Genomic DNA, 24,559 nt, shown 5'->3' on the forward strand with positions numbered 1-24,559 from the left:
AGCTGGCGCTCCGAACGAATGCCAAACAGGTAGCCGATGAACAGCATCTTGAACAGCGTCACAGGGTCCAGTGCTGGGCGACCATTATCGGCGCAGTACAAATGCGCGGTCTGTTCCCGGATGAAATCGAACTTGATGTGGCGGTCGATCAGACGCAGCAAATGGTCTTGCGGTACCAGCTGTTCCAGCGTGACCATCTCCAGCTCGTGCTGGAAGGGAGAAGGTGTCTTGAGCATGATGACATTAAATCAAAAGCCCCCGCCGTTGGCGAGGGCTTTTGACTTTGTCAGCAGTCTGGGGGACCTTGCGGTCCCCGTTTTCTCGCCGGCCAGCGCCCTGCCGCCAGCGGAGGGAAGGACGTGCTACTACATCAGGTGTTGTTCACCACCAGCCGCGGCTCGGTCGCCGAAAACCGCTGGCGGATCGAGGCCGCGATGCCCTTGGCATCCAGCCCCACCGACGCCAGCAGCGCCGCCGGGTCGCCCTGGTCGATGAACTTGTCGGGCAGGCCGAGCATCAGCACCTGCCTGGCGAGGCCTTCGGCGGCCAGCGCCTCGGCCACCGCAGCGCCGGCGCCGCCCATGATGCAGCCCTCTTCCACCGTCACGATGCAGGCATGGTCCTTCGCCAGGCGCTTGACCAGCTCGACGTCGAGCGGCTTCACGAAGCGCATGTTGGCGACCGTGGCGTTCAGCTCCTCGCCCGCCTTCAGGCTCGGCGCCACCATCGAACCGAAGGCCAGGATCGCGATGTCCTTGCCTTCGCGGCGCACTTCGCCCTTGCCGATCTCGATCGAGCCCAGCTCGGGCGCGATCGCCGCGCCCACGCCGGCGCCGCGCGGATAGCGCACCGCCGCCGGGCCGGGATAGTGGTAGGCCGTGGTCAGCATCTGGCGGCATTCGTTCTCGTCCGACGCCGCCATGACCACCATGTTCGGGATGCAGCGCAGGTAGGCCAGGTCGTAGTTGCCGGCGTGGGTCGCGCCATCGGCGCCCACCAGGCCCGCGCGGTCGAGCGCGAAGGTCACGTCCAGGTTCTGCAGCGCCACGTCGTGGATCAGCTGGTCGTAGGCGCGCTGCAGGAAGGTCGAGTAGATCGCCACCACCGGCTTCATGCCCTCGGTCGCGATGCCGGCGGCGAAGGTCACCGAATGCTGCTCGGCGATGCCGACGTCGAAGTAGCGCTCAGGGTGCTCCTGGTGGAAGCGCACCATGCCCGAGCCTTCGCGCATCGCCGGCGTGATGCCGACCAGGCGCTTGTCCACGGCCGCCATGTCGCACAGCCAGTTGCCGAACACCTCGGTGTAGGTGATCTTTCCCGGCGCCGCCGCCGGCTGGATGCCCTCGAGCGGATTGAACTTGCCGGTGCCGTGGTACAGGATGGGCTCGGCCTCGGCCAGCTTGTAGCCCTGGCCCTTCTTGGTCACCACGTGCAGGAACTGCGGACCCTTGAGCTTCTTGATGTTCTCGAGCGTCGGGATCAGGGATTCCAGGTCGTGGCCGTCGATCGGGCCGATGTAGTTGAAGCCGAATTCCTCGAACATCGTGGCCGGCACCACCATGCCCTTGGCATGCTCCTCGAGGCGGCGCGCCAGCTCGCGCACGGGGCCGGGCAGCACGCTCTTGCCGACGGTCTTGGCGGCGGCGTAGAACTGGCCCGACATCAGGCGCGCCAGGTAGCGGTTCAGCGCGCCCACCGGCGGCGAGATCGACATGTCGTTGTCGTTCAGGATCACCAGCAGGTTCACGTCTTCTTCGACACCGGCGTTGTTGAGCGCCTCGAAGGCCATGCCGGCGGTCATGGAGCCGTCGCCGATCACGGCGATGGCGTGGCGGTCCTCGCCCTTCAGCCTGGCAGCCTGGGCCATGCCCAGGGCCGCCGAGATCGAGGTCGACGAATGCGCGGTGCCGAAGGTGTCATACACGCTTTCGTCGCGCTTCGGGAAGCCCGACAGGCCGTTCAGCTGGCGCAGGGACGGCATGCGCTCGCGCCGGCCGGTCAGGATCTTGTGCGAATAGGTCTGGTGGCCGACGTCCCAGACGATGCGGTCGCGCGGCGTGTCGTAGACGTAGTGCAGCGCGATGGTCAGTTCGACCGTGCCGAGGTTGGACGACAGGTGGCCGCCGGTCTTCGAGACCGACTCCAGCAGGAACTGGCGCAGCTCGTGGGCGAGCGGCGTCAGTTGCGTGCGCGGCAGCTTGCGCAGGTCGGCGGGGTCGTTGATGGTTTCTAGCAGTTTCATTTAGGCCTTCCGCTGCACGATCAGGTCCGCGAGTTCGCGCAGCCGCTGTGCTTGTTCTCCAAATGGCGCCAGCGCCTCATGCGCTTCGCGCCGCAATTGCTCGGCCAGCGCCCGCGACGGCTCCAGCCCGAGGATCGACACATAGGTCGGCTTGTTGTCGGCCGCATCCTTGCCGGCGGTCTTGCCCAGGGTCGCCGAATCGGCGGTCGCGTCGAGCACGTCGTCGACCACCTGGAACGCCAGGCCGATCGCCTTCGAGTAGGCCGCCAGCGCTTCCAGTTCGCGCGGGGCCAGGTCACGGCCGGCCAGCGCGCCGAGGATCACCGACACGCGCAGCATGGCGCCGGTCTTGAGCTGGTGCATGCGCTCCAGTTCGTCGCGCGTGAGCGCCAGGCCCACGCTGTCCAGGTCGATCGCCTGGCCGCCGCACATGCCGGTCGAACCGGCCGCCTCGGCCAGCAGGCGCAGCATGGTCACCAGCCGCGCCGGAGGCACGGCGCCGGTATCGGTGTCGGCCAGCACCTGGAAGGCCTGGGCCTGCAGCGTGTCGCCGACCAGCAGCGCGGTCGCCTCGTCATAGGCGACATGCACGGTCGGCTTGCCGCGGCGCAGGTCGTCGTCGTCCATGCACGGCATGTCGTCGTGGACCAGCGAATACACGTGGATCATTTCCACCGCCGAGGCCACGCGCGCCAGCGCGCCGCGGTCGCCGCCGAACAGCGCGCCGCTGGCATAGGCCAGCAGCGGGCGCACGCGCTTGCCGCCGCCCAGCGCCGTGTAGCGCATCGCTTCGTGCAGCTTGTGCGGCACGCTCGCGGCAGCGGGCAGGAAGCTGTCGAGCGCTCCCTCGACCTCGGCCTGGACTTCCCTGGCCCAGGCGTCGAATGCCAGTTCCGTCATTGCACGCCCTCGTCGTCCGCCGCGAATGGCTTGAGCATGTCGCCTTCCAGGACCTTGACCTGCGCCTCGACCTTCTCGAGCTGGGCGGCGCAATACTTCACCAGTTCCGAGCCGCGCGCGTAGGCCGCGACCGATGCTTCCAGCGGCAACTGGCCGGATTCCATCTGCGTTACCAGTTGGGCCAGCTCGGCCATTGCCTGCTCAAAGGATAGTGTGGCGGTGCCAGCCGGCGCTGCGCCGTCGTCGACGGTTATGTTGTTTGCCATATCAGTTTCGTGAGGGCAGCGCATGTTGTGCGCCACGGGTCAGTCCAATCGCGTATTTTAGATCAATCCACCCCAGCAGGGGTGCGCACATTGCACCATCCACAACTTGCCGGCACTGTCACATTCTAGCCCCTCCCCTTCTCCCCTCATGAAAACAATGCCTTTTCGGCAATTTCTATGCACGAGAGCACCACAATCTCGCGCCGGCCCGAGACTGTAGAGCTCGTTCCACGGTATAATCTCCGGTTCTGTCCGAAATACCGTGTTTCCTCAACCAAAATACTGGTCTTTGGATTCTTTCTCTTCTTTGGCTTGACGCTTATTTAAAAGGGGGGTTGGGATGTCCGATCTGGCTACCCACGCCAAGCTGGCGCGTTCGTGCGCACAGCTTCCGGTAAATGTTTACTTTGAAGAAGCGCTGCTGCAGCGCGAGATGCAGCAACTGTTTCACAAGGGCCCGCGCTATATCGGGCACGAATTGATGGTGCCGGAGGTAGGCGATTTCGCGACACTCGCATCCGAACACGAAGGCCGCATGCTGGTGCGCAACGCCAGCGGCATCGAAGTGCTGTCCAACGTCTGCCGCCACCGCCAGGCGCTGATGTTCAATGGTCGCGGCAATGCGAAGAATATCGTGTGCCCGCTGCACCGCTGGACCTACGACCTGAAGGGCGAACTGATCGGCGCTCCGCATTTCGCGGAAACGCCGTGCCTGAACCTGTCCAAGACGCCGCTGCAGAACTGGAACGGCCTGCTGTTCGAGCAGAACGGCTACGACGTGATGGACAAGCTGGGCAAGATGGAGGTCACCAAGGACCTCGACTTCACGGGCTACATGTTCGACCACGTCGAGATCCACGAGTGCGACTACAACTGGAAGACCTTCATCGAGGTCTACCTGGAGGATTACCACGTCGAGCCCTTCCACCCGGGCCTGGGCAACTTCGTCAGCTGCGACGACCTGCGCTGGGAATTCGGGCGCGACTACAGCGTCCAGACCGTGGGCGTGAACCGGGCGCTGCAGAAGGCCGGCTCGCCCGCCTATAAAAAGTGGCAGGAACAGGTCCTGAAGTTCAACAACGGCCAGCCGCCGAAGCACGGCGCCATCTGGCTGACCCTGTACCCGAACATCATGGTCGAGTGGTACCCGAACGTGCTGGTCGTGTCCACCCTGTGGCCGGTCGGTCCGCAGAAGACGCGCAACGTGGTCGAGTTCTACTATCCCGAGGAATTCGTGCTGTTCGAGCGCGGATTCGTCGAGGCCGAGCGCGCCGCCTACATGGAAACCGCGGTCGAGGACGACGAGATCGCGCTGCGCATGGATGCCGGCCGCAAGATCCTGCTGGCGCGCGGGGTCAACGAGGTCGGCCCCTACCAGTCGCCGATGGAAGACGGCATGCAGCACTTCCATGAGTGGTACCGCAGCAAGCTCGAGCTGTAATGTCTGGAACCTGATGCCTTCACTTTTAATGCTGTTTGCCAGCTTCGCGTTCGCCGCCATGGGCGCGGCCGTGAAGCTGGCCTCCGAGTTCTACTCCACCTCCGAACTGCTGATGTACCGCGGCCTGATCGGCGCGACGATGCTGGCGCTGATGGTGCGCCACCAGGGCGGCACCACCTTCAGGACCCCCTTCCCCAAGGCCCACCTCTGGCGCAGCATCGTCGGCGTCACCTCGCTGTGGCTGTGGTTCTTCGCGCTCACCCGCCTGCCCCTGGCCACGGCCATGACGCTCAACTACATGTCGCCGATCTGGATCGCCGCCTGGATGTTTGCCCTCGGCTGGTGGACCAGGACCAAGCATGCCGAATGGCCGCTGGTGGTGGCGATCGGCATGAGCTTCCTTGGCGTGACCCTGGTGCTGCAGCCGGCGGTCGAGAGCCAGCAGTGGCTGGGCGGCCTGGCCGGCGTGGTGTCGGCGGTGATCTCGGCGATGGCCTATATGCAGGTGCGCAAGCTCGGCCAGATGGGAGAGCCCGAGTACCGAGTGGTGTTCTACTTCTCGCTGACCACCACCCTGGTCGGCCTGGCCGGCACCGTGGCGGGCGACGGCCCGAAGGACGCGGTCTTCCACTCGCATACCTGGTACAGCGGCGCGCTGCTGCTGGCGATCGGCTTCGCCGCCCTGATGGCGCAGATGGCGATGACGCGCGCCTACCGCGTCGGTAAGGTGCTGGTGGTGGCGAACCTGCAGTACACCGGCATCGTGTTTTCCAGCATGTGGGGACTGGTGCTGTGGGGCGACCGCTTCAACTGGTACGTGTGGCTGGGCATCGCCGTGATCCTGGTCTCCGGCATTGCCGCGACGTTCTACAATACCCGTGGCACGGCGCGCGGCGCCGTGACCGAGAAGACCGATCCGATCGCTAGCGAAACCTGAGGAGCGCCATGTATACAACCCTGATTTCCGCCGCCGACCTGGGCGCGCACATCGACGACCCGAACTGGGTCGTGGTGGACTGCCGCCACGACCTGATCAACCTGGCCGCCGGCCGCGAAGGCTATGCCATCGGCCATTTGCCGAATGCGGTGTTCGCCGACATCGAGACCGAGCTGTCGGGCGGGAAGCGTGGCGCCGACGGCACCTTCCGCGGCCGCCATCCGCTGCCCGAGAAGGAAGCGCTGGCCGAGACGCTGCGCGGATTCGGCGTGAGCGACGCTTCCCAGGTGGTGGCCTACGACGCCCACGGCGGCATGTTCGCGGCGCGCCTGTGGTGGCTGCTGCGCTGGCTCGGCCACGAGGCCGTGGCGGTGCTGGACGGCGGCATGGCGGCCTGGCAGGCGCTCGGCCGGCCGCTGGCGACCGGGGTTCCCTCGAAGCCGCGCGGTTCGCTGACGGTGCGGGCGCCGTTCGTGCCGACGGTGACGGTGGCGGACGTGATGGACAACCTGGACAAGGGCGAGCGCACCGTGATCGATGCGCGCGCGGCGGACCGCTTCCGCGGCGAGAACGAGACCATCGATCCGGTCGGCGGGCATATCCCGGGCGCGAGGAATCGCTTCTTCAAGGATAACCTGGCGGCGGACGGGCGCTTCAAGGATGCGGGGCAGCTGCGCGAGGAGTTCGCGGCGGTGGTCGACGATCCTTCGAAGGCGATCATGCAGTGCGGGTCGGGGGTGACGGCCTGCCACAACCTGCTGGCGATGGAAGTCGCCGGCTTGAGCGGCGCTGCCTTGTATCCGGGCTCGTGGAGCGAATGGGTCGGCGATCCGTCGCGGCCGGTCGCAAAAGGCGTGGACTAATCGGTAGGGTGGACGGCAGAGCCGTCCACCCTACGCCGTGTGGTTCAGCGCCAGCACAATCCCCACCCCGATCGCAATCAGCAGCACCTGCGGCACCGACTCGCGCACCGTCGCGCGGCGCTGCATCTGCGGCATCAGGTCGCTCACCGCGATATAGATGAAGCCCGACGACGCGAACACCAGCACGTAGGGAATCAGGCCGCTGGCCTGGCCCAGCGTGAAGTAGCCCAGCAGCCCCCCCGCCACCGCCATCAGGCTGCACAGCAGGTTGAATACATAGGCGCGCATGCGCGTGAAGCCGGCGTTGAGCAGCACGATGAAGTCGCCGATCTCCTGCGGGATCTCGTGGGCGACGATCGCCAGCGCGGTCATGATCCCGAGTTCCGGATTGGCCAGGAAGGCCGCCGCGATCAGGATGCCGTCGGTGAAGTTGTGCATCGAGTCGCCGAGCAGGATCATCCAGCCCGACTTGCCCGCCTCGCGCGCGTCATGGCCGTGGGCGTGGTGGTGCCCGTCACCCTCGTGGTGGTGCGAATGGCGCAGGATCGCCAGCTTTTCCAGCACGAAGAACGCCAGCAGGCCGCCCAGCAGGGTGGCGAACAGGCTGCGCGGGTCGGCGCCAGACTCGAAGGCCTCGGGCAGCGCGTGCAGCAGCGAGGTGGCGAGCATGATGCCGACCGACAGGCTGACCATCCGCTCCACCACCTTCGACAGCAGCGCGAACGAAAAAATGGCAGCCCCGGAGATGCTGACGACGCCGGCGATCACGGTCGCCAGCAGGATGGAGCTGAGAATCGGGTCGATTTGAAAGCCTCTTGTTCTGGTCTTGCGTCTGGCCGCAAACCGGACATTGTACCGTCCCCGGCGTGCGGCCGTGCAAGATCAGACGACGCCGTGCGTGCGGAACCAGTCGAGCGCGCGCTTCCAGCCATCCCTGGCGTCGGCTTCGTTGAAGCTCGGACGGTAATCGGCGTGGAAGGCATGTCCGGAGTTCGGGTAGACGTGGAAGGCCGACTTGCTGTTGCCCTTGGCGAGCGCCGCCCGCATCTTGTCGACCGACTCCAGCGGGATGCCGGTGTCCTTGCCGCCGTACAGGCCCAGCACCGGCACCTTCAGGTTCTGGGCGACGTCGACCGGATGCTTCGGCTGGTTGGGGTTCGACTCGCCCACCAGGCGGCCATACCAGGCCACGCCGGCCTTGACCTTCGGATTGTGGGCCGCGTACAGCCAGGTGATGCGCCCGCCCCAGCAGAAACCGGTGATGCCGAGCTTCTCGGTGTCGCCGCCGCGCTGCTTGGCCCAGTTCACCACCGTATCGAGGTCGGACATGACCTGCGCGTCCGGGGTCTTCGCGACGATGTCCTTCATCAGGTCGGCGATGTTCGCCACCTTGGTCGCATCGCCCTGGCGCACGAACAGGTCGGGCGCGATGGCCAGGTAGCCCTGCTTCGCGAAGCGGCGCGCGACGTCCTTGATGTACTCGTGCACCCCGAAGATCTCGGAGATGACGAGGATCACCGGCACCCCGGTCTTGCCCTCGGGCTGGGCGCGGTAGACGGGAACGTCCTGGCCGTTGATGACGATGGTGCTGTCGGCCGTGCTCAGGCCGTCGGTACCGGTCGTGACCACGGTCTGGGCCACCACCGGCAGCGTTGCCGCGGCAAAGCCGCTACCCACCGCCGCCTTCAGGAAATCGCGGCGGTCGACGCCGTCTTCGAATGCGCTGGCAGACACCAGGCTGCTTCCATCGCTTACGAGATCTTTCATGGACACCCTCCGGTCATATTGGACAGGCTTGCTATCTTAGCAAAGAGCCGGAGTTTGCACGCTTGAGTTTTCGCGTGTTTACGGGGTCAGGATGAAGTCCAGGTTCGAGCGGTTGGCGGCCTTGATGTCGACGCCGTCGACCGCCTTGCCGGCATGGCCGGCGGCGGCGGCCTCGACGCGGTACACGCCCGCCGCCGTGGCGCCGCTGGCGCTGAAGGCCAGCGGCAAGGCGGCGCTGTAGGTCGCGTACTGCGGCGCCGAGACCGGCAGGTTGGCCAGGGTGTAGGCGCCGCTCGCCAGGTCCGCGCCCTGGTACCGGATGGTGACGGTCGGCCCGGCGGCGAAGCTCTGCTTCGCCGAGACGTAGGCCGCTTCCTGGCTGGCCGGGCTCATGCTCACGGCGCCGCTGATCGAGCCGCCGATGCCCGGTGCGAGCATGATGGGCGCGCCGGCGGTGCTCAGGACCGTGGTGCTGGCGATCGACGCGACCGGCACGCCGGCGACCACGCTGGCCGCGCTGTTGTCGGCCGTGATCACGACGTCGTAGCTGCCCGGCGCCAGGCGCGAGAGCACGAATTCGCCGGTGGCCGGATTCGGGGAGGTGGCGCCGACGATGACGCCGTCCTGCTGCGCCGACACCTGCACGCTGCGCCCCAGCAGCGTGGTGCTGATGAAGCCCGCGATGCCGTTGGCGGCGGCCGGGACCAGCTTGACGGCCGGCCTGAGCGCGTAATTGCCCCTGCCGCGCGGAAGGACCGATTTGCAGGCGTCGAAGTCGAGCACCACGTCGGTCGTGATGCCGGCGATCACGTCGATACCGCCGACCAGCTTGATGCCGCTCTGGACCGCGGCGGGCGTCTCCAGCGGCTGTTCGTTCTTGCCGGCGGTCGGCACCACGGTATTGGCCGTGCCGCTTGCGTTCGCGTCCAGCACCAGGCGCAGCTGGGTGTAGCGGCCCGCTTCGAGCGGCGCCTGGCCCAGCGCCTCGAGCACGCCGTTGTTCAGGTCCAGCAGCTTGATCTTCCTGGCGGGATCGAGCGTGATGTCGGTCCAGCCCGCATCCCCTTCCGCCGCCGCTTCGCTGCGGTGCACGCGCACCTTGGTGACGGTCACGTTGACGGCGTCGAAGCCGCAGGCCGGGGCGTCGGTCAGCGACACCGCCAGCCTGCCCATCGTGCTGACCGGTGCGGCCGGCGCGGCCGGCGCCTTCTCGCCGCCTCCGCCGCCGCAGGCGACGAGGATGACGGCGGCAAGGCAGATGGCGCCGGGTACGGCAAGTTGGTCTTTGGTCGGGAACATGGAGATGGATTTCGTTTTCGCCACATGGCGACAGGTGAAATCCTAACATTCCGACAAGCAATTTAGTCCCTGCACACGCCCGCAGAAACGTTTGCTTACAGAGATTACAGTTGAGCCGCACCTCGTAGCAACAGGCGCGGCTCCACTGCGCGGAGGACTTAGTGCGCTTCTTCCCAGTTCTTGCCGACGCCGGTCTCGGCCAGCAGCGGCACCTTGAGCGTGGCCACGCCGGCCATCAGCTCCGGCAGCTTCACGCGCACCAGTTCCAGCTCGGTCTCGGGCACCTCGAGCACCAGTTCGTCGTGCACCTGCATGATCATGCGGGTGTCGAGCTTTTCGGTCTCGATCCACCCCTGCACCGCGATCATGGCCAGCTTGATCAGGTCGGCCGCCGTGCCCTGCATCGGCGCATTGATTGCCGCGCGTTCGGCGCCGGCGCGGCGCGGGCCGTTCGGCGAGTTAATCTCCGGCAGCCACAGGCGGCGGCCGAACACGGTCTCGACGTAGCCGCGCGCCTTGGCCTGCAGGCGGGTCTCGTCCATGTACTGCTTCACGCCCGAGAAGCGCGCGAAGTAGCGGTCGATGTAGCTGGCCGCCGCGGCGCGCTCGATGCCCAGGTTCTGGGCCAGGCCGAAGGCGCTCATGCCATAGATCAGGCCGAAGTTGATGACCTTGGCGTAGCGGCGCTGCTCGCCCTGCACCTCGGCGGGCGGGACGCCGAAGATCTCGGCGGCGGTGGCGCGGTGGATGTCCTCGCCTTCCGCGAAGGCCTTCAGCATCGCCTCGTCGCCCGAGATGTGCGCCATGATGCGCAGCTCGATCTGCGAGTAGTCGGCCGAGACGATCACCTTGCCCGGCGCCGCGATGAAGGCTTCGCGGATGCGGCGCCCTTCGCTGGTCCGCACCGGGATGTTCTGCAGGTTCGGCTCGTTCGACGACAGGCGGCCGGTGATCGCCACCGCCTGCGCGTAGTTGGTGTGCACGCGGCCGGTCTTCGGATTGACCATCTTCGGCAGCTTGTCGGTATAGGTCGACTTCAGCTTCGACATGCCACGGTGCTCCAGCAGGATCTTCGGCAGCGGATAGTCCTCGGCCAGCTTCTGCAGCACTTCCTCGTCGGTCGAGGGCGCGCCGGTGGCGGTCTTCTTGATGACCGGCAGCTGCAGCTTGCCGAAGAAGATCTCGCCGATCTGCTTGGGCGAACCGAGGTTGAACGGACCGCCGGCCAGTTCATAGGCCTGCTGCTCCAGTTCCTGCATGCGCTTGCCCAGCTCCGCCGACTGCACCTCCAGCAGGGCCGCATCGATCAGCACGCCGTTGCGCTCGATCTTCTGCAGCACTTCCATGGTCGGCATCTCGATGTTGCGGTAGATGTAGGACAGGCCCTTGTCGCTCTCGACATGGCCCAGCATCGCCTGGTGCAGGCGCAGGGTGATGTCGGAATCCTCGGCCGCGTACTCGGTTGCGCGCGCCAGCTCCACCTGGTCGAAGCAGATCTGGTTGGCGCCCTTGCCGCACACGTCGACATAGGGAATGGTGGTGTAGCCGAGGTGGCGCATCGCCATCGTGTCCATGTCGTGCGGCTTGTGCGACTCGAACACATAGGATTGCAGCAGGGTGTCGTGGACGATCCCGCGCAGCCGTACCCCATGGTTCTCGAAGATGTGCATGTCGTACTTCAGGTTCTGGCCCAGCTTGGGCTTGGCCGGGTTTTCCAGCCATGGGCGCATGCGCTCCAGCACGTGCTCGCGTCCGAGCTGGTCGGGCGCGCCGGCGTAGCGGTGCGCCAGCGGGATGTAGGCGCCCTTGCCCGCCTCCACCGACAGCGAGATGCCGACCATCTCGGCGTTCAGGGGGTCGAGCGAGGTGGTCTCGGTATCGACCGAGGTCAGGGCGGCGGCATCGACCAGCGCCAGCCACGTGTCGAGCTGCTCGCCGGTGAGCACGGTCTCGTACTCGCCCTTGATGACGGCCATGCCCGGCAGGGCGCCGGATACGCCTTCGGGCGAATTCAGCGCGGCGCCGTTCGGGCCGCTGCCGGCCGCCGGCGCCACGCCGGCGGCCGGCCTGGCGGCGCCGCCCAGTTCGCGCAGCATGGTCTTGAAGCCGTAGCGCTGGAAGAAGTCGCGCAGCCCTTCCGCGTTTTCGGGACGGCCGACCAGGGTCTCCTCGAACGAGATGATGTGGGCGGCCAGGTCGCAGTCGGTCTTCACCGTGATCAGCTCGCGGCCTTTCGGCAGCCATTCGAGCGCCGCGCGCAGGTTTTCGCCGACCGCGCCGCTGATGGTGTGCGCGTTCTCGACCACGCCGTCGAGCGAACCATGCAGGGTCAGCCACTTGAGCGCGGTCTTCGGACCGCACTTGGCCACGCCCGGCACGTTGTCGACCGTGTCGCCGATCAGGGTCAGGTAGTCGATGATGCGGTTCGGCGGCACGCCGAACTTGGCCAGCACGCCCGCCTCGTCCAGCTTGTCGTTGGTCATGGTATTGATCAGCATGACCTTGTCGTTGACCAGCTGGGCCAGGTCCTTGTCGCCGGTCGACACCACGGTGTTCATGCCGCGCGCGTAAGCCTGCACCGCCAGGGTGCCGATCACGTCGTCCGCTTCCACGCCCTCGACCATCAGGATCGGCCAGCCCATCAGGCGCACCACCTCGTGGATCGGCTCGATCTGCTTGCCCAGGTCTTCCGGCATTGAGGCGCGCGTGGCCTTGTATTCGGGGTACAGGTCGTCGCGGAAGGTCTTGCCCTTGGCATCGAACACGCAGGCGATGTAGGCGGCCGGGAAGTCGCTGCGCAGGCGGCGCAGCATGTTGACCATGCCGTGCATGGCGCCGGTCGGGAAACCGTCCGGGCTGCGCAGGTCGGGCAGCGCGTGGAAGGCGCGATAGAGATAACTGGAACCGTCAACGAGCAGAAGGGTATTGTCCATAGGGCGAAATCAAGGATGGGCGATGCGCCGCGCCGGCGGGCGCCGCGCGGAAGTGTCCGGCATTATCGCAGAATCCGGGTTGGGCAAAGCACAACTTCCCGGTCGGTAACATCCCCCGTATATGGGGCTTCGGCACACTTTTCACAGGGAACCGACGCTGTTTGTTAAAATGGACTAAACGACACAAGGTGATCATCATGCTGCGCACGCCCTACCGCCTCGCCCTCCTGACGCTGTGCCTGTCCGCCCCTGCCGGCTTCGCCGCCGCGCAGCAGCGTCCGCCCAGCCAGGAACCACCGAAACTCGAGCGCATCGAGCCGGGCAGCGATGTGCCGGCCACGACCATCCCGCCGCGCGAGCGCACCCGCATCACGGAAAAAAAGCAGGGTGGCCAGGTCACCGAAGTCGAAGTACAAAGCGGCCCCAGCCGCTACACCATGAAGCCCAACGTTCCAGCTGGCAACGCCCAACCGGGTGATGCCCAGAGCACCATGATCCGCGCCCCACAATGGACGGTGAAGGAATTCGACTTCGGCAATCCCAAAAAGCAGGGAGCGACCGAGCAGCCGGTCAGCCCGGCGCCGGCCAAGTCCGGCGTCCCGGCCCGCGCCGAAGCGCCGCCGCCCCCGCCGCTCGAACCGACCGGGAAACAATAATCCTGCCGCCCCAGGCTGCACGGCAGCCGGCGGCGCCGATCACCTCACCTATTTTGCTAGCACATGGCAGTTTTCACCGCGGTCTCGCTGGACGACCTTACCCAGTGGATCAAGCAGTTCCCCCTCGGCCAAGCCGTCGGGCTCGAAGGCATATCCTCCGGCATCGATAACAGCAACTTCTTCCTTACCACCGAGCGCGGCGAGTACGTGCTGACGATTTTCGAGAACCTCGGCTTCGAACAGCTGCCGTTCTACGTCCAGCTGATGCGCCACCTGTCCGAACGCGGCATCCCGGTGCCGGCGCCGGTCGCCAACGCCGATGGCGAGCTGGTGGTGCCGCTGCACGGCAAGCCGTCCATCATCGTCAGCCGCCTGAGCGGCGCTTCCCAGCTCGACCCGCAGCCGGTGCATTGCGCCGAAGTCGGCGCCATGCTCGCCAGGATGCACCTGGCGGCGCGCGACTTCCCGATGGCGCAGCCGAACTTGCGCGGCCTGGACTGGTGGGTGGCGACCGCGCCCCAGGTCCTGCCCTTCCTGGACGAGGCCAAGGCGGCGCTGCTGCGCACCGAGGTCGCCTACCAGAGCGGCTTCGCCGCCACCGGCACCTATGCGCAACTGGCGCGCGGCCCGGTCCACGCGGACCTGTTCCGCAACAACGTCATGTTCCAGGGCGAGCGCCTGACCGGCTGCTTCGACTTCTATTTCGCCGGCTGCGACACCTGGCTGTTCGACGTGGCCGTCACCGTCAACGACTGGTGCGTCGACCTGGCGTCAGGCAGGCTCGACGAGGCGCGGGTGCGCGCCCTGCAGGGCGCCTACCATGCGGTCCGGCCGTTCACGGCCGGCGAACAGGCGTCCTGGCAGCCGATGCTGCGCGCCGGGGCATTGCGTTTCTGGCTGTCGCGCCTGTACGATCTGCATTTACCCCGTGAGGCCGAATTGCTGACGCCGCACGATCCGACCCATTTTGAACGCATCCTGCGCGAACGCATCGACCATGCCGCGCCGGAGCTGCCTGTATGAACAATATGCCTGCAATCACCGGTTGGAATTGGCTCAAGCAAGGCGCCGGCCTGTTTCGACAACAGCCGGCGGCGCTGACCACGCTGCTGTTCGCGAATATCCTGATCAGCATCGGCATCAGTGCCGTGCCCCTGCTGGGGCCGATGATCGCGGTGATCCTGATTCCATCGTTCTCGATGGCTTTCATGCAGGCATGTTTAATGATCGAGAACGGCCAGCGCGTCACCCCGGCGGTGCTGCTGACGGGCTTCCGCAAGCCCGCGGTCGCGCAGCTGTGCAAGGTCGGGCTGATCTACCTGGGGGTGTCGCTGCTGCTGGCCCTGATCACGCGCCTGGCGATCGATCCGGGTTTCTGGGAAGAGGTCGCGCGCCAGAGCCGCGAAGGCGCCCAGCCGCAGGTGGCGGCCTCGGACGTGCTGTCGATGTTCGGGATCCTCGGCCTGGACGTGGCGGCGCTGATGGCGCTGTGCTTCGCCGCGCCGCTGGCCTACTGGCAGAAGATGGGGCCGGGCAAGGCCGTGTTCTACAGCTTCTTCGCGGTGCTGCGCAGCGCGCGCGTGTTCCTGGTGCTGCTGCTGGCATGGTTCGCGATCTTCTTCGCGATCTGCATGGTGGTGACCATGATCCTGGGGGGCAGCAATATCACGCGCGTGTTGATCATGTGGCTGATCTTCCTGTTCATCCTGCTGCTGCAGTGCGCGATGTATGCCGGGTACCGGGAGATTTTCGGGAAGCCGCAGGACGGCGCCGCCAAGGTCGACCTGACCAAGTAGGGTGGGGCGGGTTTCCCGCCCACGCGTCAACGGTCGCCGGCACATCCGCGACCGTCCAAACGTCAACGATCGCCGCGTGGACGGCAAAGCCGTCCACCCTACCGCGCAATCCGCTCCAGCTTCGCCACCGACAGGTCCAGCACCTTCATCCCGGCCGCGCCGAAATTGATCTGCGCCCGCGCCGCGCCGGCCCCGCCTTCGATATTGACGATCACGCCCTCGCCGAACTTGGCGTGCGCCACCGACTCGCCCACCCGCCAGCCGCTGCCATGGCCGGACTTCTGCGTGATCTTTTGCGCGATGCGGTTGTCGGTGCCGTTGCGGAATTCCGCATCGTCCCAGGCCGTCGTCGCCTTCCTGTTGGAGAACCAGTTGGTCTGCACGCGCGGCGACAGCCACTTGAGCGATTCTTCCGGCAACTCGTCGAAGAAGCGCGACTTCATGTTGAAGCGGGTCTGGCCGTGCAGCATGCGCTGCTGGGTAAAGCTCATGTACAGGCGGCGGCGCGCGCGCGTGATCGCCACGTACATCAGGCGCCGTTCCTCGTCCACGCCATCGAGTTCGCGCGCGCTGCTCTCGTGCGGGAACAGGCCTTCCTCGAGGCCGGTGATGAACACCGCGTCGAATTCCAGGCCCTTGGCCGAGTGCACCGTCATCAGCTGCAGCGCTTCCTGCCCGGCCTGGGCCTGGGCGTCGCCCGCCTCCAGCGAGGCATGGGTGAGGAAGGCCGACAGCGGCGACATCACCGCCGGCAGCGGCGCGCCGCCATCCAGCACTTCGATGCCGTCCTGGTCCAGCAGGGCTTCGCCCGCCTGCGCCTGGGCCGGCGGCCCCAGGTGGGCCGGGGCCTGGACGCCGAAACCTTCTTCCTGCACGAACTGGGTGGCCGCGTTGACCATCTGCTCCAGGTTCTCGATGCGGTCGGCGCCTTCCTTCTCGTTCTGGTAGTGCGCCAGCAGGCCGCTGCGCTCGAGCACCACGCGCACCAGTTCCGGCAGCGGCAGCTGCTGGGTCTCGAAGCGCGCGCCCTCGACCAGCTTCACGAAGCCGCCGAGCGAGGTGCCGGCCTTGCCGGTCATGTAGGGCACCGCGGCGTACAGCGAGACGCCGTAGGAGTCGGCCGCCATCTGCAGCTGCTCGATCGAACGCGCGCCGATGCCGCGCGTCGGGAAGTTCACCACGCGCAGGAAGGCCGAATCGTTGTGCGGATTGTCCATCAGCTGCAGGTAGGCGATCGCGTGCTTGACCTCGGCGCGCTGGAAGTAGCGCAGGCCGCCGTACACGGTGTACGGCAGGCCGGCCGCGAACAGCGCGTGCTCGATCACGCGGCTCTGCGCGTTCGAGCGGTACAGGATGGCGATCTCGCTGCGCGGCACGCCTTCGCCCATCAGGCTCTTGGCTTCCTCGATGATCCACTGCGCCTCTTCCAGGTCGGACGAGGCCTCGTAGATGCGCACCGGTTCGCCCTGCCCCGCGTCCGTGCGCAGGTTCTTGCCCAGGCGCTTGGCGTTGTTCGCGATCAGGAAGTTGGCGCTGTCGAGGATGTGGCCGTGCGAGCGGTAGTTCTGCTCCAGCTTGATCAGGTTCCTGACCTGGAAGTCGCGCTCGAAGGCCGTCATGTTGCCGACATTGGCGCCGCGGAAGGCGTAGATGCTCTGGTCGTCGTCGCCCACGGCGAACAGCGCGCCGCCGCCGCTTTCGCCCTGCCCCGCCAGCAGCTTGAGCAGGTTGTATTGCAGGTCGTTGGTATCCTGGAACTCGTCGACCAGGATGTGACGGAAACGCATCTGGTAGTGGTGGCGCAGCGGCTGGTTGCGCGCCAGCAGTTCGTACGAGCGCAGCAGCAGCTCGGCGAAATCGACCACGCCTTCGCGCTGGCATTGCTGGTCGTACAACTCGTACAGCTCGACCATGCGGCGCTCGATCGGGTCGTAGGCCTCGACCTGGGACGCGCGCAAGCCCTGCTCCTTGGAGTTGTTGATGAAGTACATCAGGTTCTTGGCCGGGTACTTCTCGTCGTCGACGTTGTGCGCCTTCAGCATGCGCTTGATCAGCGACAGCTGGTCCTGCGAATCGAGGATCTGGAAGGTCTGCGGCAGCGCCGCGTCGCGGTAGTGCGTGCGCAGCAGGCGGTTGCACAGGCCGTGGAAGGTGCCGATCCACATGCCGCGTGTGTTAATTGGTAACATCGCCGAGAGGCGGGTCAGCATCTCCTTCGCGGCCTTGTTCGTGAACGTCACCGCCATGATGCCGGCCGGCGACACCTGGCCGGTCTGGATCAGCCATGCGATGCGCGTGGTGAGGACGCGCGTTTTGCCGGAGCCCGCACCGGCGAGGATCAGCGCACTCTGCGAAGGCAGGGTGACGGCGGCAAGTTGTTCGGGATTGAGGTTATGGAGGAGATTCTGCATCCGGCCATTATACCGCCGGGGCCCGCGCCACCGCCTGCTGTTGCGCGCCGTTCAGCGCATGAAGGAACGCTTTCCTTGGCGAGCATTGCCACATCGACATCGCTGGCGATCTTCCCGGCGAAGCGCTGTCCGAGGCGGCCGACATGAACGGCTTCACTCCCGTTTCAATCGAATCGTCACTATGCACCCGCCCTGAATGCGTCTACCCTGACTGAATCGTTTCCCGGGCGCCGCACCCGACGGCGCCTACGATTAACCTTGCACATCAAGGAGGATGCCATGGCAAGCGTGAACGACTCCAACAATCCAGGGACGGGCAGCCGGGGCAGCGCATTCCCGGTCGATCGTCCGGTGGAGGCCCTGATTCGCGACCACAACCTGGTCCGCAAGCTGGCCGACAAATATCTCAACAGCGACCACCCCGAGGTGAAGAAGCAGTGCGCGACCCAGATCCTGCAGGCGCTGCACATGCACTCGCAGCTGGAAGAATCGGTGTTCTATCCCGCCGTGCGCGCCATCGACCCGGGCATGATCGCCCACTTCGAGCAGGATCACCAGCAGGTCGACGACATGCTGGCATCCTTGCGGGGCATGTCGCTGGACGACCAGCGCACCGACGGGCTGATGCGCGAACTGATCAAGATGGTGATGGACCACGTCCAGCAGGAAGAGAATGACTTCTTTCCGAAACTCGAACGCGCGGGCATGGACCTGACGCAGGTCGGCCTGCAGATGGCGGCCTTCGAAGCCAACCTGGTCCACATGCAGGCCCAGGCAAGCGACCAGGGCATGCGCCGCCGCTGATTGCGTTTCCCTTGCCCCGTCGGCCGCTTGGCGCGGCCGGTGTCGGCGGCCCCTTCATTCCTTGCCGGCCGCCCGCGTGGCCGGGTATTCCGGCAAGCCGTCGCACATCTTCATCCAGCCGAGACGGCTGCGCACATAGGTGTGGTCGGCGGGCGGCACCTGTTCGGGGTCGTCGAGGCTGGCCGTGGCGATGTCGATCTCGTCCGGCCAATGGTCGTCGTGGAAAGTCAGCGTGCTGCCGCAGGCCGGGCAGAAGCTGCGTTCGACGTGCCCGCTCGAGCGGAAGCGCACCGGCTCGCGGCCGGTCCAGCGCAACGCGTCCCTCCGGACACTGAACCAGGCCACCGCGGGCGCACCCGCCAGCTTGCGGCAATCGCTGCAGTGGCACAAGGTACTGTTGAAAGGACGGCCCTGCGCCTCGTAGCGCACCGCGCCGCAATAGCATCCACCCTGCAAGTTCATGGGTCCTCCCGGCCGCCGCGCCGGCGGCACATGATGGAATTCCGTGATGGAAGATCGCTGTATCGCGTGAAATAGCGTGCTCATCCATATCCAGGCAGCCTGGACAGCCCAGCCTTCCGCGCGCCACCCGATTGTCTTTTCGCTTATTTTAACCAGAGATTCGCGACACGTTCGCGGGGCCCGTCGTACCAACACCATGAAGCCAGACAACCCGCATGCAAAGGGTCGGGCCGATATTTATTGCGCATGCGGAGCGGCTTCCCTGCCCATAGGAGATCCAAAATGCTGAATCGCGTAGTTACCGTTGCTGCCCTCGCGGTGGGCGGCATGATGCTGTCGAAGCAAATGAAGAAAAACCGGGGCTCAGGCACCAGCTCGTCCATCGTCGAGACGATCGAAGTCAATGTCCCGGTCAGCACCGCGTACAACCAGTGGACCCAGTTCGAAGATTTCCCGCAATTCATGAAGAGCGTCCGCGAGATTCGCCAGCTGGACGACAAGCACCTGCACTGGCGCGCCAACGTGGCCGGTGAAGAGAAGGAATGGGATGCGGAAATCACCGAACAGATTCCTGACAAGCGCATCGCCTGGCGCAGCGTCACCGGCGTGAAGAACGGCGGCGTGGTCACCTTCCACAAGATCTCGGACAACTGCACCCGCATCGCGCTGCAGATGGATTACGAGCCCGACGGTCCCCTGGAAGCCATCGGCGACGCCTTCGGCGCAGTGCGCATGGAAGCGCGCTCCAACCTGTCGAACTTCAAGGACATGCTGGAGAAGCGCGGTTCCGAAACCGGTGCATGGCGGGGCAAGATCGCCCAGCACTGATCCGGTCCACTGACGACAACGCCACCTTGCGGTGGCGTTTTTTTTACATCGGCACGGCGCCGCGCCTGTCTCAGCCCGCGGCCGGCACCGGACGCGCCAGCCCCCTGGCGCGCGCGTCGCGGATCAGTGCGCGCACGGTCTTGTCCGCCGCCTTGCTCTCGCGCTCCATTTCCTTGCCGAGCACGCCCATCCGCTTGCCCAGCGCATCCATCGGCTTGCCGGCGACTTCCATCTTGCGCCCGAGTTCTTCCATGGTCGCATGCGCCTTGCGCATTTCCGGGCCGTTGTGCACCTCCGACATCCGGCGTCCCGCGGCGGCCATGCGCTCGCCGGTCTCTTCCATGCGGTCCTGGATGCGTTCGCGCTCGGCCTCGTCGCGCGCCCCGGCCAGCTGGCTGCCGAGCGCCTCCATCTGGCGCGAGAGCGCCTCCATTCCCTGCTCGATCGCGCGCGACTGGCCAGGATCGACCTGCACCTTCACCGAGGCGCGCTCCATCTCGCGCCCCAGCGCTTCCATCTTCTTGCCGTGCTGGTCCATCTCCTTGCCGTACACGTCCATCTGCGCGCTCAGCCTGTCGAGCGGCGCCCAGGCGGCGCGCGCCTTGGCCAGCACCTCCGGATCCTGGATGGCATAGGCGCGGCCGCCTTCGCGGAACCAGAGGAACTCGCCGCCGATGCGGTTCTTCGCGGCGCGCACCTCGTCCCAGTCGTCGCTGCTGCCGCTGATGTCCATGCCATCGGACTTCGCACGCACCAGCGCATAGGGTTCGCCGCGCGCGGCCTCGCGCACCACGCGCGCTTCGCTGCGGGCGGCGGGCGCATCCGCGGTCGCCGGCGCGGCAGCCGGCGCGGCGGCCTGCACCGGCGCCGCCCAGGCATACAGCGCGGCGCAGGTGGCCAGGCCGAGGATGGGCAGCGCCAGTTTCCAGTTCAGTGGCTCGGCTTCGGGGCGAACCAGGCGTTTGATGCGAGACATAAGATTTCCTCCGTGTGCCGCTGGGGCAAGTTGCGGGGTGAACTGGAACAGGTCCAGTTCGGACAATGCAAGCGCCAGGCGCCGCGGTTCGCCAAGCTCGCTTGCGGCTACATCGTCTGCAATCTGTTCGCGCTCGGCGCGGATCCGCGTCGACAGCCACCAGACCGCCGGGTGGTAGAACAGCAGGATCTCGATCGCGCCCTGCACGAGGTTGACCAGGTAATCGAAGCGCCGCACATGCGCCAGTTCGTGCGCCAGCAGCGCTTCCAGCAGCTGCGGCGGCATGCCCGTCACCAGCGCGGCGGGCACCAGCACCACCGGACGCCAGCAGCCGGCGGTCACCGGGCTGGCCAGGTCGTCGACCAGGCCCAGGGTGACGCGGCGCGCGATGCCGAAGCGCCGCGCCAGCGCATCCAGGCGCGCCTGCCAGTACGGGTCGCCACGCAGGCGTCCGGCGCGGCTGCGATTGCGCACCCACAGCAGGCCGAGCGCCATGCGCAAGGCCAGCAGCCCGGCGCCGCAGGACCAGAACAGCAGCACCAGCGGCAGGCGCTGCTGCAGCGCGCCTTCCCAGCCGGCCAGCCGGCCGGCGTCGAACGCCGCCACCGGCATGCCCGCGGCGGGCGCGCCGCCGGCCCCGGCCGCGGACAGCGGCAGCATGGTGGTCAGGGCTTCAGGCTCGCCCATGCGCTGCACCATGCCCGCCAGCGGCAAGGCCGCGCACAGCAGCAGGGCCGCACAGGCCAGCGCATGGCGCGCCTGCGGCCGCGCGCCGCGCATCAGCGCCAGCACGATCGCGGCCGAGCATCCGACCAGCACGCCCTGCCAGACGAAATCGAGCAGGGCCCAGGCCAGGCCGGCCGCCGCCGTCGCCAGCATCTCGTTCATCGCCATGCACTCTCCTCCAGGTCGGATCCAGAATAAAATGTCTAGATAATTTTGTCTAGAACTTTTTTTCTACTTTGAGCCGTACATCGGCCATTCGGCACTCTAGGGAGTTGGATGCGCACGGGCCAGCGCGGTGCGACAGGCCGCCGGATCGGCGGTACAGGCGGCAGGAGGAAGGCCGCGCGGCAGGACGCCGCGCGGGATGCAGTGCAGGGTTGCCGCGGACCGTCGCGGTCCGCCGGCGGAAAGGATCAGTAGACCACGACCGAGCGGATCGACTCGCCCGACTTCATCAGGTCGAAGCCTTCGTTGATGCGTTCGAGCGGCAGGTGGTGGGTGATCAGGTCGTCGATGTTGATCTTGTTTTCCATGTACCAGTCGACGATGCGCGGCACGTCGGTGCGGCCGCGCGCGCCGCCGAAGGCCGAGCCCTTCCAGACGCGGCCCGTGACCAGCTGGAACGGACGGGTCGAGATCTCCTGGCCGGCCGCCGCCACGCCGATGATGATCGACTGGCCCCAGCCCTTGTGGCAGCACTCCAGCGCCTGGCGCATGGTGTTGACGTTGCCCACGCACTCGAAGCTGTAGTCGGCGCCGCCGTCGGTCAGCTGGACGATGGTGTCGACCACGTTCTCGACCTTGGTCGGGTTGATGAAATGGGTCATGCCGAACTTGCGCGCCATGGCTTCGCGTTCCGGGTTCAGGTCCACGCCGATGATCCTGTCCGCCCCGACCATACGGGCCGCCTGGATCACATTCAGGCCGATGCCGCCCAGGCCGAACACCACCACGTTGGCGCCCGCCTCGACCTTGGCCGTGAAGATCACGGCGCCGATGCCGGTGGTGACGCCGCAGCCGATGTAGCAGATCTTGTCGAAGGGCGCGTCGGAACGCACCTTGGCCAGCGCGATCTCGGGCACCACGATGTAGTTCGAGAAGGTCGAAGTGCCCATGTAGTGGTAGATCGGCTTGCCGTCGAGCGAAAATCGGGAGGTAGCGTCAGGCATCAGGCCGCGGCCCTGGGTGCTGCGGATGGCCTGGCACAGGTTGGTCTTCTGCGACAGGCAGAACTTGCACTGGCGGCACTCCGGCGTGTACAACGGAATCACGTGGTCGTCCTTGCGCAGGCTGGTCACGCCCGGGCCGACGTCGACGACCACGCCGGCGCCTTCATGGCCCAGGATCGCCGGGAAGATGCCTTCCGGGTCCGCGCCCGAGAGCGTGTAGTAGTCGGTATGACAGATCCCGGTGGCCTTGACTTCAACCAGCACCTCGCCGGCCTTCGGGCCTTCAAGCTCGACTTCCTCGATCGTGAGCGGATGGCCCGCCTTCCATGCAATTGCTGCCTTGGTCTTCATGTTCTCTTCCTGTTACGCGAGTGGTAGGACACGGCGCGCGCGTGGCAGCGCCGGCAAGTTTGACATGATAACAAGGCATGGCCGCACGCGTGCGTCAGCGTGAGCGCATGCGCTCCGCGAGGGCTGCATGCACGGCGTTGAGGGTCTCCTCGGCCGCCAGCACCTGCTCGGCGACTTCACCCAGCTTGCGGCGCTGCGCGCGCGCATGGTCGCGCAGCACGTCGAAGGCCAGCTGGCGCCCGATGTGGAAGCGCGCCATCAGCACCCCCACCGCGATGCTGGTCTCGCGGCCCGCCGCCAGCGCCGAGCTGAGGCCCGCTTCGCTGCGCCGCAGGCGCCGGATGTCGTCGCCGCGCGCCAGCGCCGCCTCGAAGGCGGCCAGCAGGCGCGCCGCGTCGACCGGCTTGACCACGTAGCCGACCGCGCCGGCGTCCGCGGCTTCGCGCGCCGATGCGGCGTCCTCGTTGGCGGACAGGAACATGAAGGGAATGTCGGTTTCCTCGCGCAGCAGGCGCGCCAGCTCCAGGCCCGACATGCCGGGCAAGCCGATGTCGAGCATGGCCAGCGCCACGTCGCAGCCACGCTCCCCGATCGCGCGCAGCGCCTGCGCCGAGCTGCCGGCGTCGAGGGTGTCGTAGCCGGCATGGCGCAGCACTTCGCCCAGGAATTCGCGCAGCAGGGCGTCGTCGTCCACGACCAGCACCAGGCGCCGCGCCGCTGTGGAATCCATGCATCCTCCAGAGAAAGCCGGGCCCCTCGCACATGCCCGGCCCGCACGGTCGTCGACCGTCCAAAAAATATATCACGGCGTCAAAATGTTGCGCCTTGTCAAGAGTGTGTACGTTTTATGACACACCACGCGCACGATTGAAATTGATTGCTTGAGTAGAACTTTTCCAAATACACTGGATTTACACATATGCACATGTGTATGTGAAACATAAGAAGTCGCGGTCATAAGCTGCGGCACATTAATAAGTATCACTACGGAGAAGGTTCATGGTAAGCAAAGACACTCGCGCATCGACGTCCCTCAAGATTTGCCTCTCCGCCCTGGTGGCTGCCGGTATGTTCGGCAACGCCCAGGCGGCTGCTCCCGATACCACCCGCATCATCGTCAGTTTCAAACCCGGCGCCGCCGCCCTCCTGAAGTCCACGGTCGGCGCGCTCAAGGGCTCCGTCAAGCATGAAATCTTCGGCATGAACGCCATGGCCGTCGAAGTGCCGGCGGTCGCGCTCAAGGGACTGGAGAACAATCCCAACGTGGAATACATCGAAGAGGACGTGGTGCGCCGTCCCTTCGCGCTGACCTCCCCGTCGACCGGCACGCCCTACGCCAGCGGCCAGCTGGTCCCGTACGGCATCAAGCTGGTCCAGGCCGACCAGCTGTCGGATGCCGGCGCCGGCAACCGCAAGGTCTGCATCATCGACTCGGGCTACGACCGCAACCATGAAGACCTGTCCGCCAACAGCGTGACCGGCGAATACGACGCCGGCACCGGCTGGTGGTACACCGACGAGAACCACCACGGCACCCACGTGGCGGGCACCATCGCCGCGATCAACAACAGCGGCGTCGGCGTGGTCGGCGTCAACCCGAACAAGCAGCTCAAGCTGCACATCGTGAAGGTGTTCGGCAAGGACGGCTGGGCCTATTCCTCGACCCTGACCTCGGCCGCCAACAAGTGCGGCGCGGCGGGCGCGAACGTGATCAGCATGTCGCTGGGCGGCG

At 66.3% G+C, this 24,559-nt stretch carries 22 protein-coding genes; 9 read left to right on the plus strand and 13 right to left on the minus strand.

Going from position 1 to position 24,559, the window contains the following annotated elements:
* The 4 genes from H162_RS32065 to H162_RS0126685 all read right to left on the minus strand — a co-directional run.
* A partial coding sequence (locus H162_RS32065) for a transposase (RefSeq protein ID WP_169444586.1) occupies window positions 1-236 on the minus strand: 236 nt, incomplete at its 3' end.
* 134 nt (window positions 237-370) lie between these two features.
* Window positions 371-2,242, minus strand: coding sequence for a 1-deoxy-D-xylulose-5-phosphate synthase (gene dxs, locus H162_RS0126675; RefSeq protein ID WP_020656542.1), 1,872 nt, complete (start codon window positions 2,240-2,242; stop codon window positions 371-373).
* Window positions 2,243-3,142, minus strand: coding sequence for a polyprenyl synthetase family protein (locus tag H162_RS0126680; protein WP_020656543.1), 900 nt, complete (start codon window positions 3,140-3,142; stop codon window positions 2,243-2,245).
* Window positions 3,139-3,408, minus strand: coding sequence for an exodeoxyribonuclease VII small subunit (locus tag H162_RS0126685; RefSeq protein WP_026355140.1), 270 nt, complete (start codon window positions 3,406-3,408; stop codon window positions 3,139-3,141). The genes H162_RS0126680 and H162_RS0126685 overlap by 4 nt, the downstream gene beginning before the upstream one ends.
* Before the next feature lie 340 nt (window positions 3,409-3,748).
* Between H162_RS0126685 and H162_RS0126690 the strand changes: the two genes are divergently transcribed.
* Genes H162_RS0126690 through H162_RS0126700 form a run of 3 tightly spaced genes read left to right on the plus strand, consistent with a single transcriptional unit; the run spans window position 3,749 to window position 6,649 of the window.
* A complete protein-coding gene (locus tag H162_RS0126690; protein ID WP_020656545.1) occupies window positions 3,749-4,849 on the plus strand; it encodes an aromatic ring-hydroxylating oxygenase subunit alpha in 1,101 nt (366 codons plus the stop codon).
* A 13-nt stretch (window positions 4,850-4,862) separates the two neighbouring features.
* Window positions 4,863-5,786 (plus strand): DMT family transporter, encoded by a 924-nt coding sequence (locus H162_RS0126695; protein ID WP_026355141.1) that lies wholly within the window; start codon window positions 4,863-4,865, stop codon window positions 5,784-5,786.
* An 8-nt stretch (window positions 5,787-5,794) separates the two neighbouring features.
* On the plus strand, window positions 5,795-6,649 hold the full coding sequence (locus H162_RS0126700) for a sulfurtransferase (protein WP_020656547.1): 855 nt from the start codon (window positions 5,795-5,797) through the stop codon (window positions 6,647-6,649).
* A 30-nt stretch (window positions 6,650-6,679) separates the two neighbouring features.
* Here H162_RS0126700 and H162_RS0126705 read toward each other — a convergent pair whose 3' ends face one another.
* From H162_RS0126705 to polA, 4 genes are all read right to left on the minus strand, one after another.
* Window positions 6,680-7,417, minus strand: a complete 738-nt coding sequence (locus tag H162_RS0126705) for a ZIP family metal transporter (RefSeq protein ID WP_020656548.1) — start codon at window positions 7,415-7,417, stop codon at window positions 6,680-6,682.
* A gap of 114 nt (window positions 7,418-7,531) precedes the next feature.
* Window positions 7,532-8,416 carry a dienelactone hydrolase family protein gene (locus H162_RS0126710; RefSeq protein ID WP_026355142.1) on the minus strand — a complete coding sequence of 295 codons (885 nt, stop codon included), beginning with the start codon at window positions 8,414-8,416 and terminating at the stop codon, window positions 7,532-7,534.
* 78 nt (window positions 8,417-8,494) lie between these two features.
* The gene (locus H162_RS0126715; RefSeq protein ID WP_020656550.1) at window positions 8,495-9,715 is read right to left on the minus strand and encodes a DUF4382 domain-containing protein; all 1,221 of its coding nucleotides are present in this window, start codon (window positions 9,713-9,715) and stop codon (window positions 8,495-8,497) included.
* Window positions 9,716-9,873: 158 nt separating this feature from the next.
* Window positions 9,874-12,648, minus strand: a complete 2,775-nt coding sequence (polA, locus tag H162_RS0126720) for a DNA polymerase I (RefSeq protein ID WP_020656551.1) — start codon at window positions 12,646-12,648, stop codon at window positions 9,874-9,876.
* Between the two features lie 197 nt (window positions 12,649-12,845).
* On the opposite strand from polA, the gene H162_RS0126725 reads away from it, so the two are divergent.
* The 3 genes from H162_RS0126725 (at window position 12,846) to H162_RS0126735 (ending at window position 15,100) form a co-directional block, all read left to right on the plus strand.
* Window positions 12,846-13,304: a hypothetical protein gene (locus H162_RS0126725; RefSeq protein WP_040788331.1), complete on the plus strand. Its 459-nt coding sequence runs from the start codon at window positions 12,846-12,848 to the stop codon at window positions 13,302-13,304.
* Window positions 13,305-13,367: 63 nt separating this feature from the next.
* Window positions 13,368-14,327: a homoserine kinase gene (locus H162_RS0126730; RefSeq protein WP_020656553.1), complete on the plus strand. Its 960-nt coding sequence runs from the start codon at window positions 13,368-13,370 to the stop codon at window positions 14,325-14,327.
* Window positions 14,324-15,100 (plus strand): BPSS1780 family membrane protein, encoded by a 777-nt coding sequence (locus H162_RS0126735; protein WP_020656554.1) that lies wholly within the window; start codon window positions 14,324-14,326, stop codon window positions 15,098-15,100. The genes H162_RS0126730 and H162_RS0126735 overlap by 4 nt, the downstream gene beginning before the upstream one ends.
* A 98-nt stretch (window positions 15,101-15,198) precedes the next feature.
* Here H162_RS0126735 and H162_RS0126740 read toward each other — a convergent pair whose 3' ends face one another.
* A complete protein-coding gene (locus H162_RS0126740; protein ID WP_020656555.1) occupies window positions 15,199-17,511 on the minus strand; it encodes a UvrD-helicase domain-containing protein in 2,313 nt (770 codons plus the stop codon).
* 279 nt (window positions 17,512-17,790) lie between these two features.
* Between H162_RS0126740 and H162_RS0126745 the strand changes: the two genes are divergently transcribed.
* Entirely contained in the window at window positions 17,791-18,315 is a 525-nt protein-coding gene (locus H162_RS0126745; RefSeq protein WP_020656556.1) for a hemerythrin domain-containing protein, read from the plus strand.
* 54 nt (window positions 18,316-18,369) lie between these two features.
* Here H162_RS0126745 and H162_RS32070 read toward each other — a convergent pair whose 3' ends face one another.
* On the minus strand, window positions 18,370-18,777 hold the full coding sequence (locus tag H162_RS32070) for a GFA family protein (RefSeq protein ID WP_040788329.1): 408 nt from the start codon (window positions 18,775-18,777) through the stop codon (window positions 18,370-18,372).
* A 282-nt stretch (window positions 18,778-19,059) separates the two neighbouring features.
* Between H162_RS32070 and H162_RS0126755 the strand changes: the two genes are divergently transcribed.
* The gene (locus H162_RS0126755; protein ID WP_026355143.1) at window positions 19,060-19,605 is read left to right on the plus strand and encodes an SRPBCC family protein; all 546 of its coding nucleotides are present in this window, start codon (window positions 19,060-19,062) and stop codon (window positions 19,603-19,605) included.
* Between the two features lie 70 nt (window positions 19,606-19,675).
* On the opposite strand, the gene H162_RS0126760 is transcribed toward H162_RS0126755, so the two are convergent.
* The 3 genes from H162_RS0126760 to H162_RS0126770 form a co-directional block, all read right to left on the minus strand.
* Complete coding sequence (locus H162_RS0126760) at window positions 19,676-21,475, minus strand: M56 family metallopeptidase (RefSeq protein ID WP_020656559.1); 1,800 nt, start codon at window positions 21,473-21,475, stop codon at window positions 19,676-19,678.
* Between the two features lie 245 nt (window positions 21,476-21,720).
* Entirely contained in the window at window positions 21,721-22,827 is a 1,107-nt protein-coding gene (locus tag H162_RS0126765; RefSeq protein WP_020656560.1) for an S-(hydroxymethyl)glutathione dehydrogenase/class III alcohol dehydrogenase, read from the minus strand.
* A 94-nt stretch (window positions 22,828-22,921) separates the two neighbouring features.
* Window positions 22,922-23,557 (minus strand): ANTAR domain-containing response regulator, encoded by a 636-nt coding sequence (locus H162_RS0126770; protein ID WP_020656561.1) that lies wholly within the window; start codon window positions 23,555-23,557, stop codon window positions 22,922-22,924.
* 269 nt (window positions 23,558-23,826) lie between these two features.
* Between H162_RS0126770 and H162_RS0126775 the strand changes: the two genes are divergently transcribed.
* Window positions 23,827-24,559, plus strand: a 733-nt coding sequence (locus H162_RS0126775; protein ID WP_040788333.1) for a S8 family serine peptidase, incomplete at its 3' end; no start/stop codon positions are given.

Origin of the sequence: Massilia niastensis DSM 21313 (assembly GCF_000382345.1) — a bacterium.
Classification (GTDB): Bacteria; Pseudomonadota; Gammaproteobacteria; order Burkholderiales; family Burkholderiaceae_D; genus Telluria; species Telluria niastensis.

Bases quoted from the DNA above. Each gene is read 5' to 3' on its own strand.
- dxs (WP_020656542.1), bottom strand. From the start codon at position 2,242: ATGAAACTGCTAGAAACCATCAACGACCCCGCCGACCTGCGCAAGCTG.
- H162_RS0126680 (WP_020656543.1), bottom strand. From the start codon at position 3,142: ATGACGGAACTGGCATTCGACGCCTGGGCCAGGGAAGTCCAGGCCGAG.
- H162_RS0126685 (WP_026355140.1), bottom strand. From the start codon at position 3,408: ATGGCAAACAACATAACCGTCGACGACGGCGCAGCGCCGGCTGGCACC.
- H162_RS0126690 (WP_020656545.1), top strand. From the start codon at position 3,749: ATGTCCGATCTGGCTACCCACGCCAAGCTGGCGCGTTCGTGCGCACAG.
- H162_RS0126695 (WP_026355141.1), top strand. From the start codon at position 4,863: ATGCCTTCACTTTTAATGCTGTTTGCCAGCTTCGCGTTCGCCGCCATG.
- H162_RS0126700 (WP_020656547.1), top strand. From the start codon at position 5,795: ATGTATACAACCCTGATTTCCGCCGCCGACCTGGGCGCGCACATCGAC.
- H162_RS0126710 (WP_026355142.1), bottom strand. From the start codon at position 8,416: ATGAAAGATCTCGTAAGCGATGGAAGCAGCCTGGTGTCTGCCAGCGCA.
- H162_RS0126715 (WP_020656550.1), bottom strand. From the start codon at position 9,715: ATGTTCCCGACCAAAGACCAACTTGCCGTACCCGGCGCCATCTGCCTT.
- polA (WP_020656551.1), bottom strand. From the start codon at position 12,648: ATGGACAATACCCTTCTGCTCGTTGACGGTTCCAGTTATCTCTATCGC.
- H162_RS0126725 (WP_040788331.1), top strand. From the start codon at position 12,846: ATGCTGCGCACGCCCTACCGCCTCGCCCTCCTGACGCTGTGCCTGTCC.
- H162_RS0126730 (WP_020656553.1), top strand. From the start codon at position 13,368: ATGGCAGTTTTCACCGCGGTCTCGCTGGACGACCTTACCCAGTGGATC.
- H162_RS0126735 (WP_020656554.1), top strand. From the start codon at position 14,324: ATGAACAATATGCCTGCAATCACCGGTTGGAATTGGCTCAAGCAAGGC.
- H162_RS0126740 (WP_020656555.1), bottom strand. From the start codon at position 17,511: ATGCAGAATCTCCTCCATAACCTCAATCCCGAACAACTTGCCGCCGTC.
- H162_RS0126745 (WP_020656556.1), top strand. From the start codon at position 17,791: ATGGCAAGCGTGAACGACTCCAACAATCCAGGGACGGGCAGCCGGGGC.
- H162_RS32070 (WP_040788329.1), bottom strand. From the start codon at position 18,777: ATGAACTTGCAGGGTGGATGCTATTGCGGCGCGGTGCGCTACGAGGCG.
- H162_RS0126755 (WP_026355143.1), top strand. From the start codon at position 19,060: ATGCTGAATCGCGTAGTTACCGTTGCTGCCCTCGCGGTGGGCGGCATG.
- H162_RS0126760 (WP_020656559.1), bottom strand. From the start codon at position 21,475: ATGGCGATGAACGAGATGCTGGCGACGGCGGCGGCCGGCCTGGCCTGG.
- H162_RS0126765 (WP_020656560.1), bottom strand. From the start codon at position 22,827: ATGAAGACCAAGGCAGCAATTGCATGGAAGGCGGGCCATCCGCTCACG.
- H162_RS0126770 (WP_020656561.1), bottom strand. From the start codon at position 23,557: ATGGATTCCACAGCGGCGCGGCGCCTGGTGCTGGTCGTGGACGACGAC.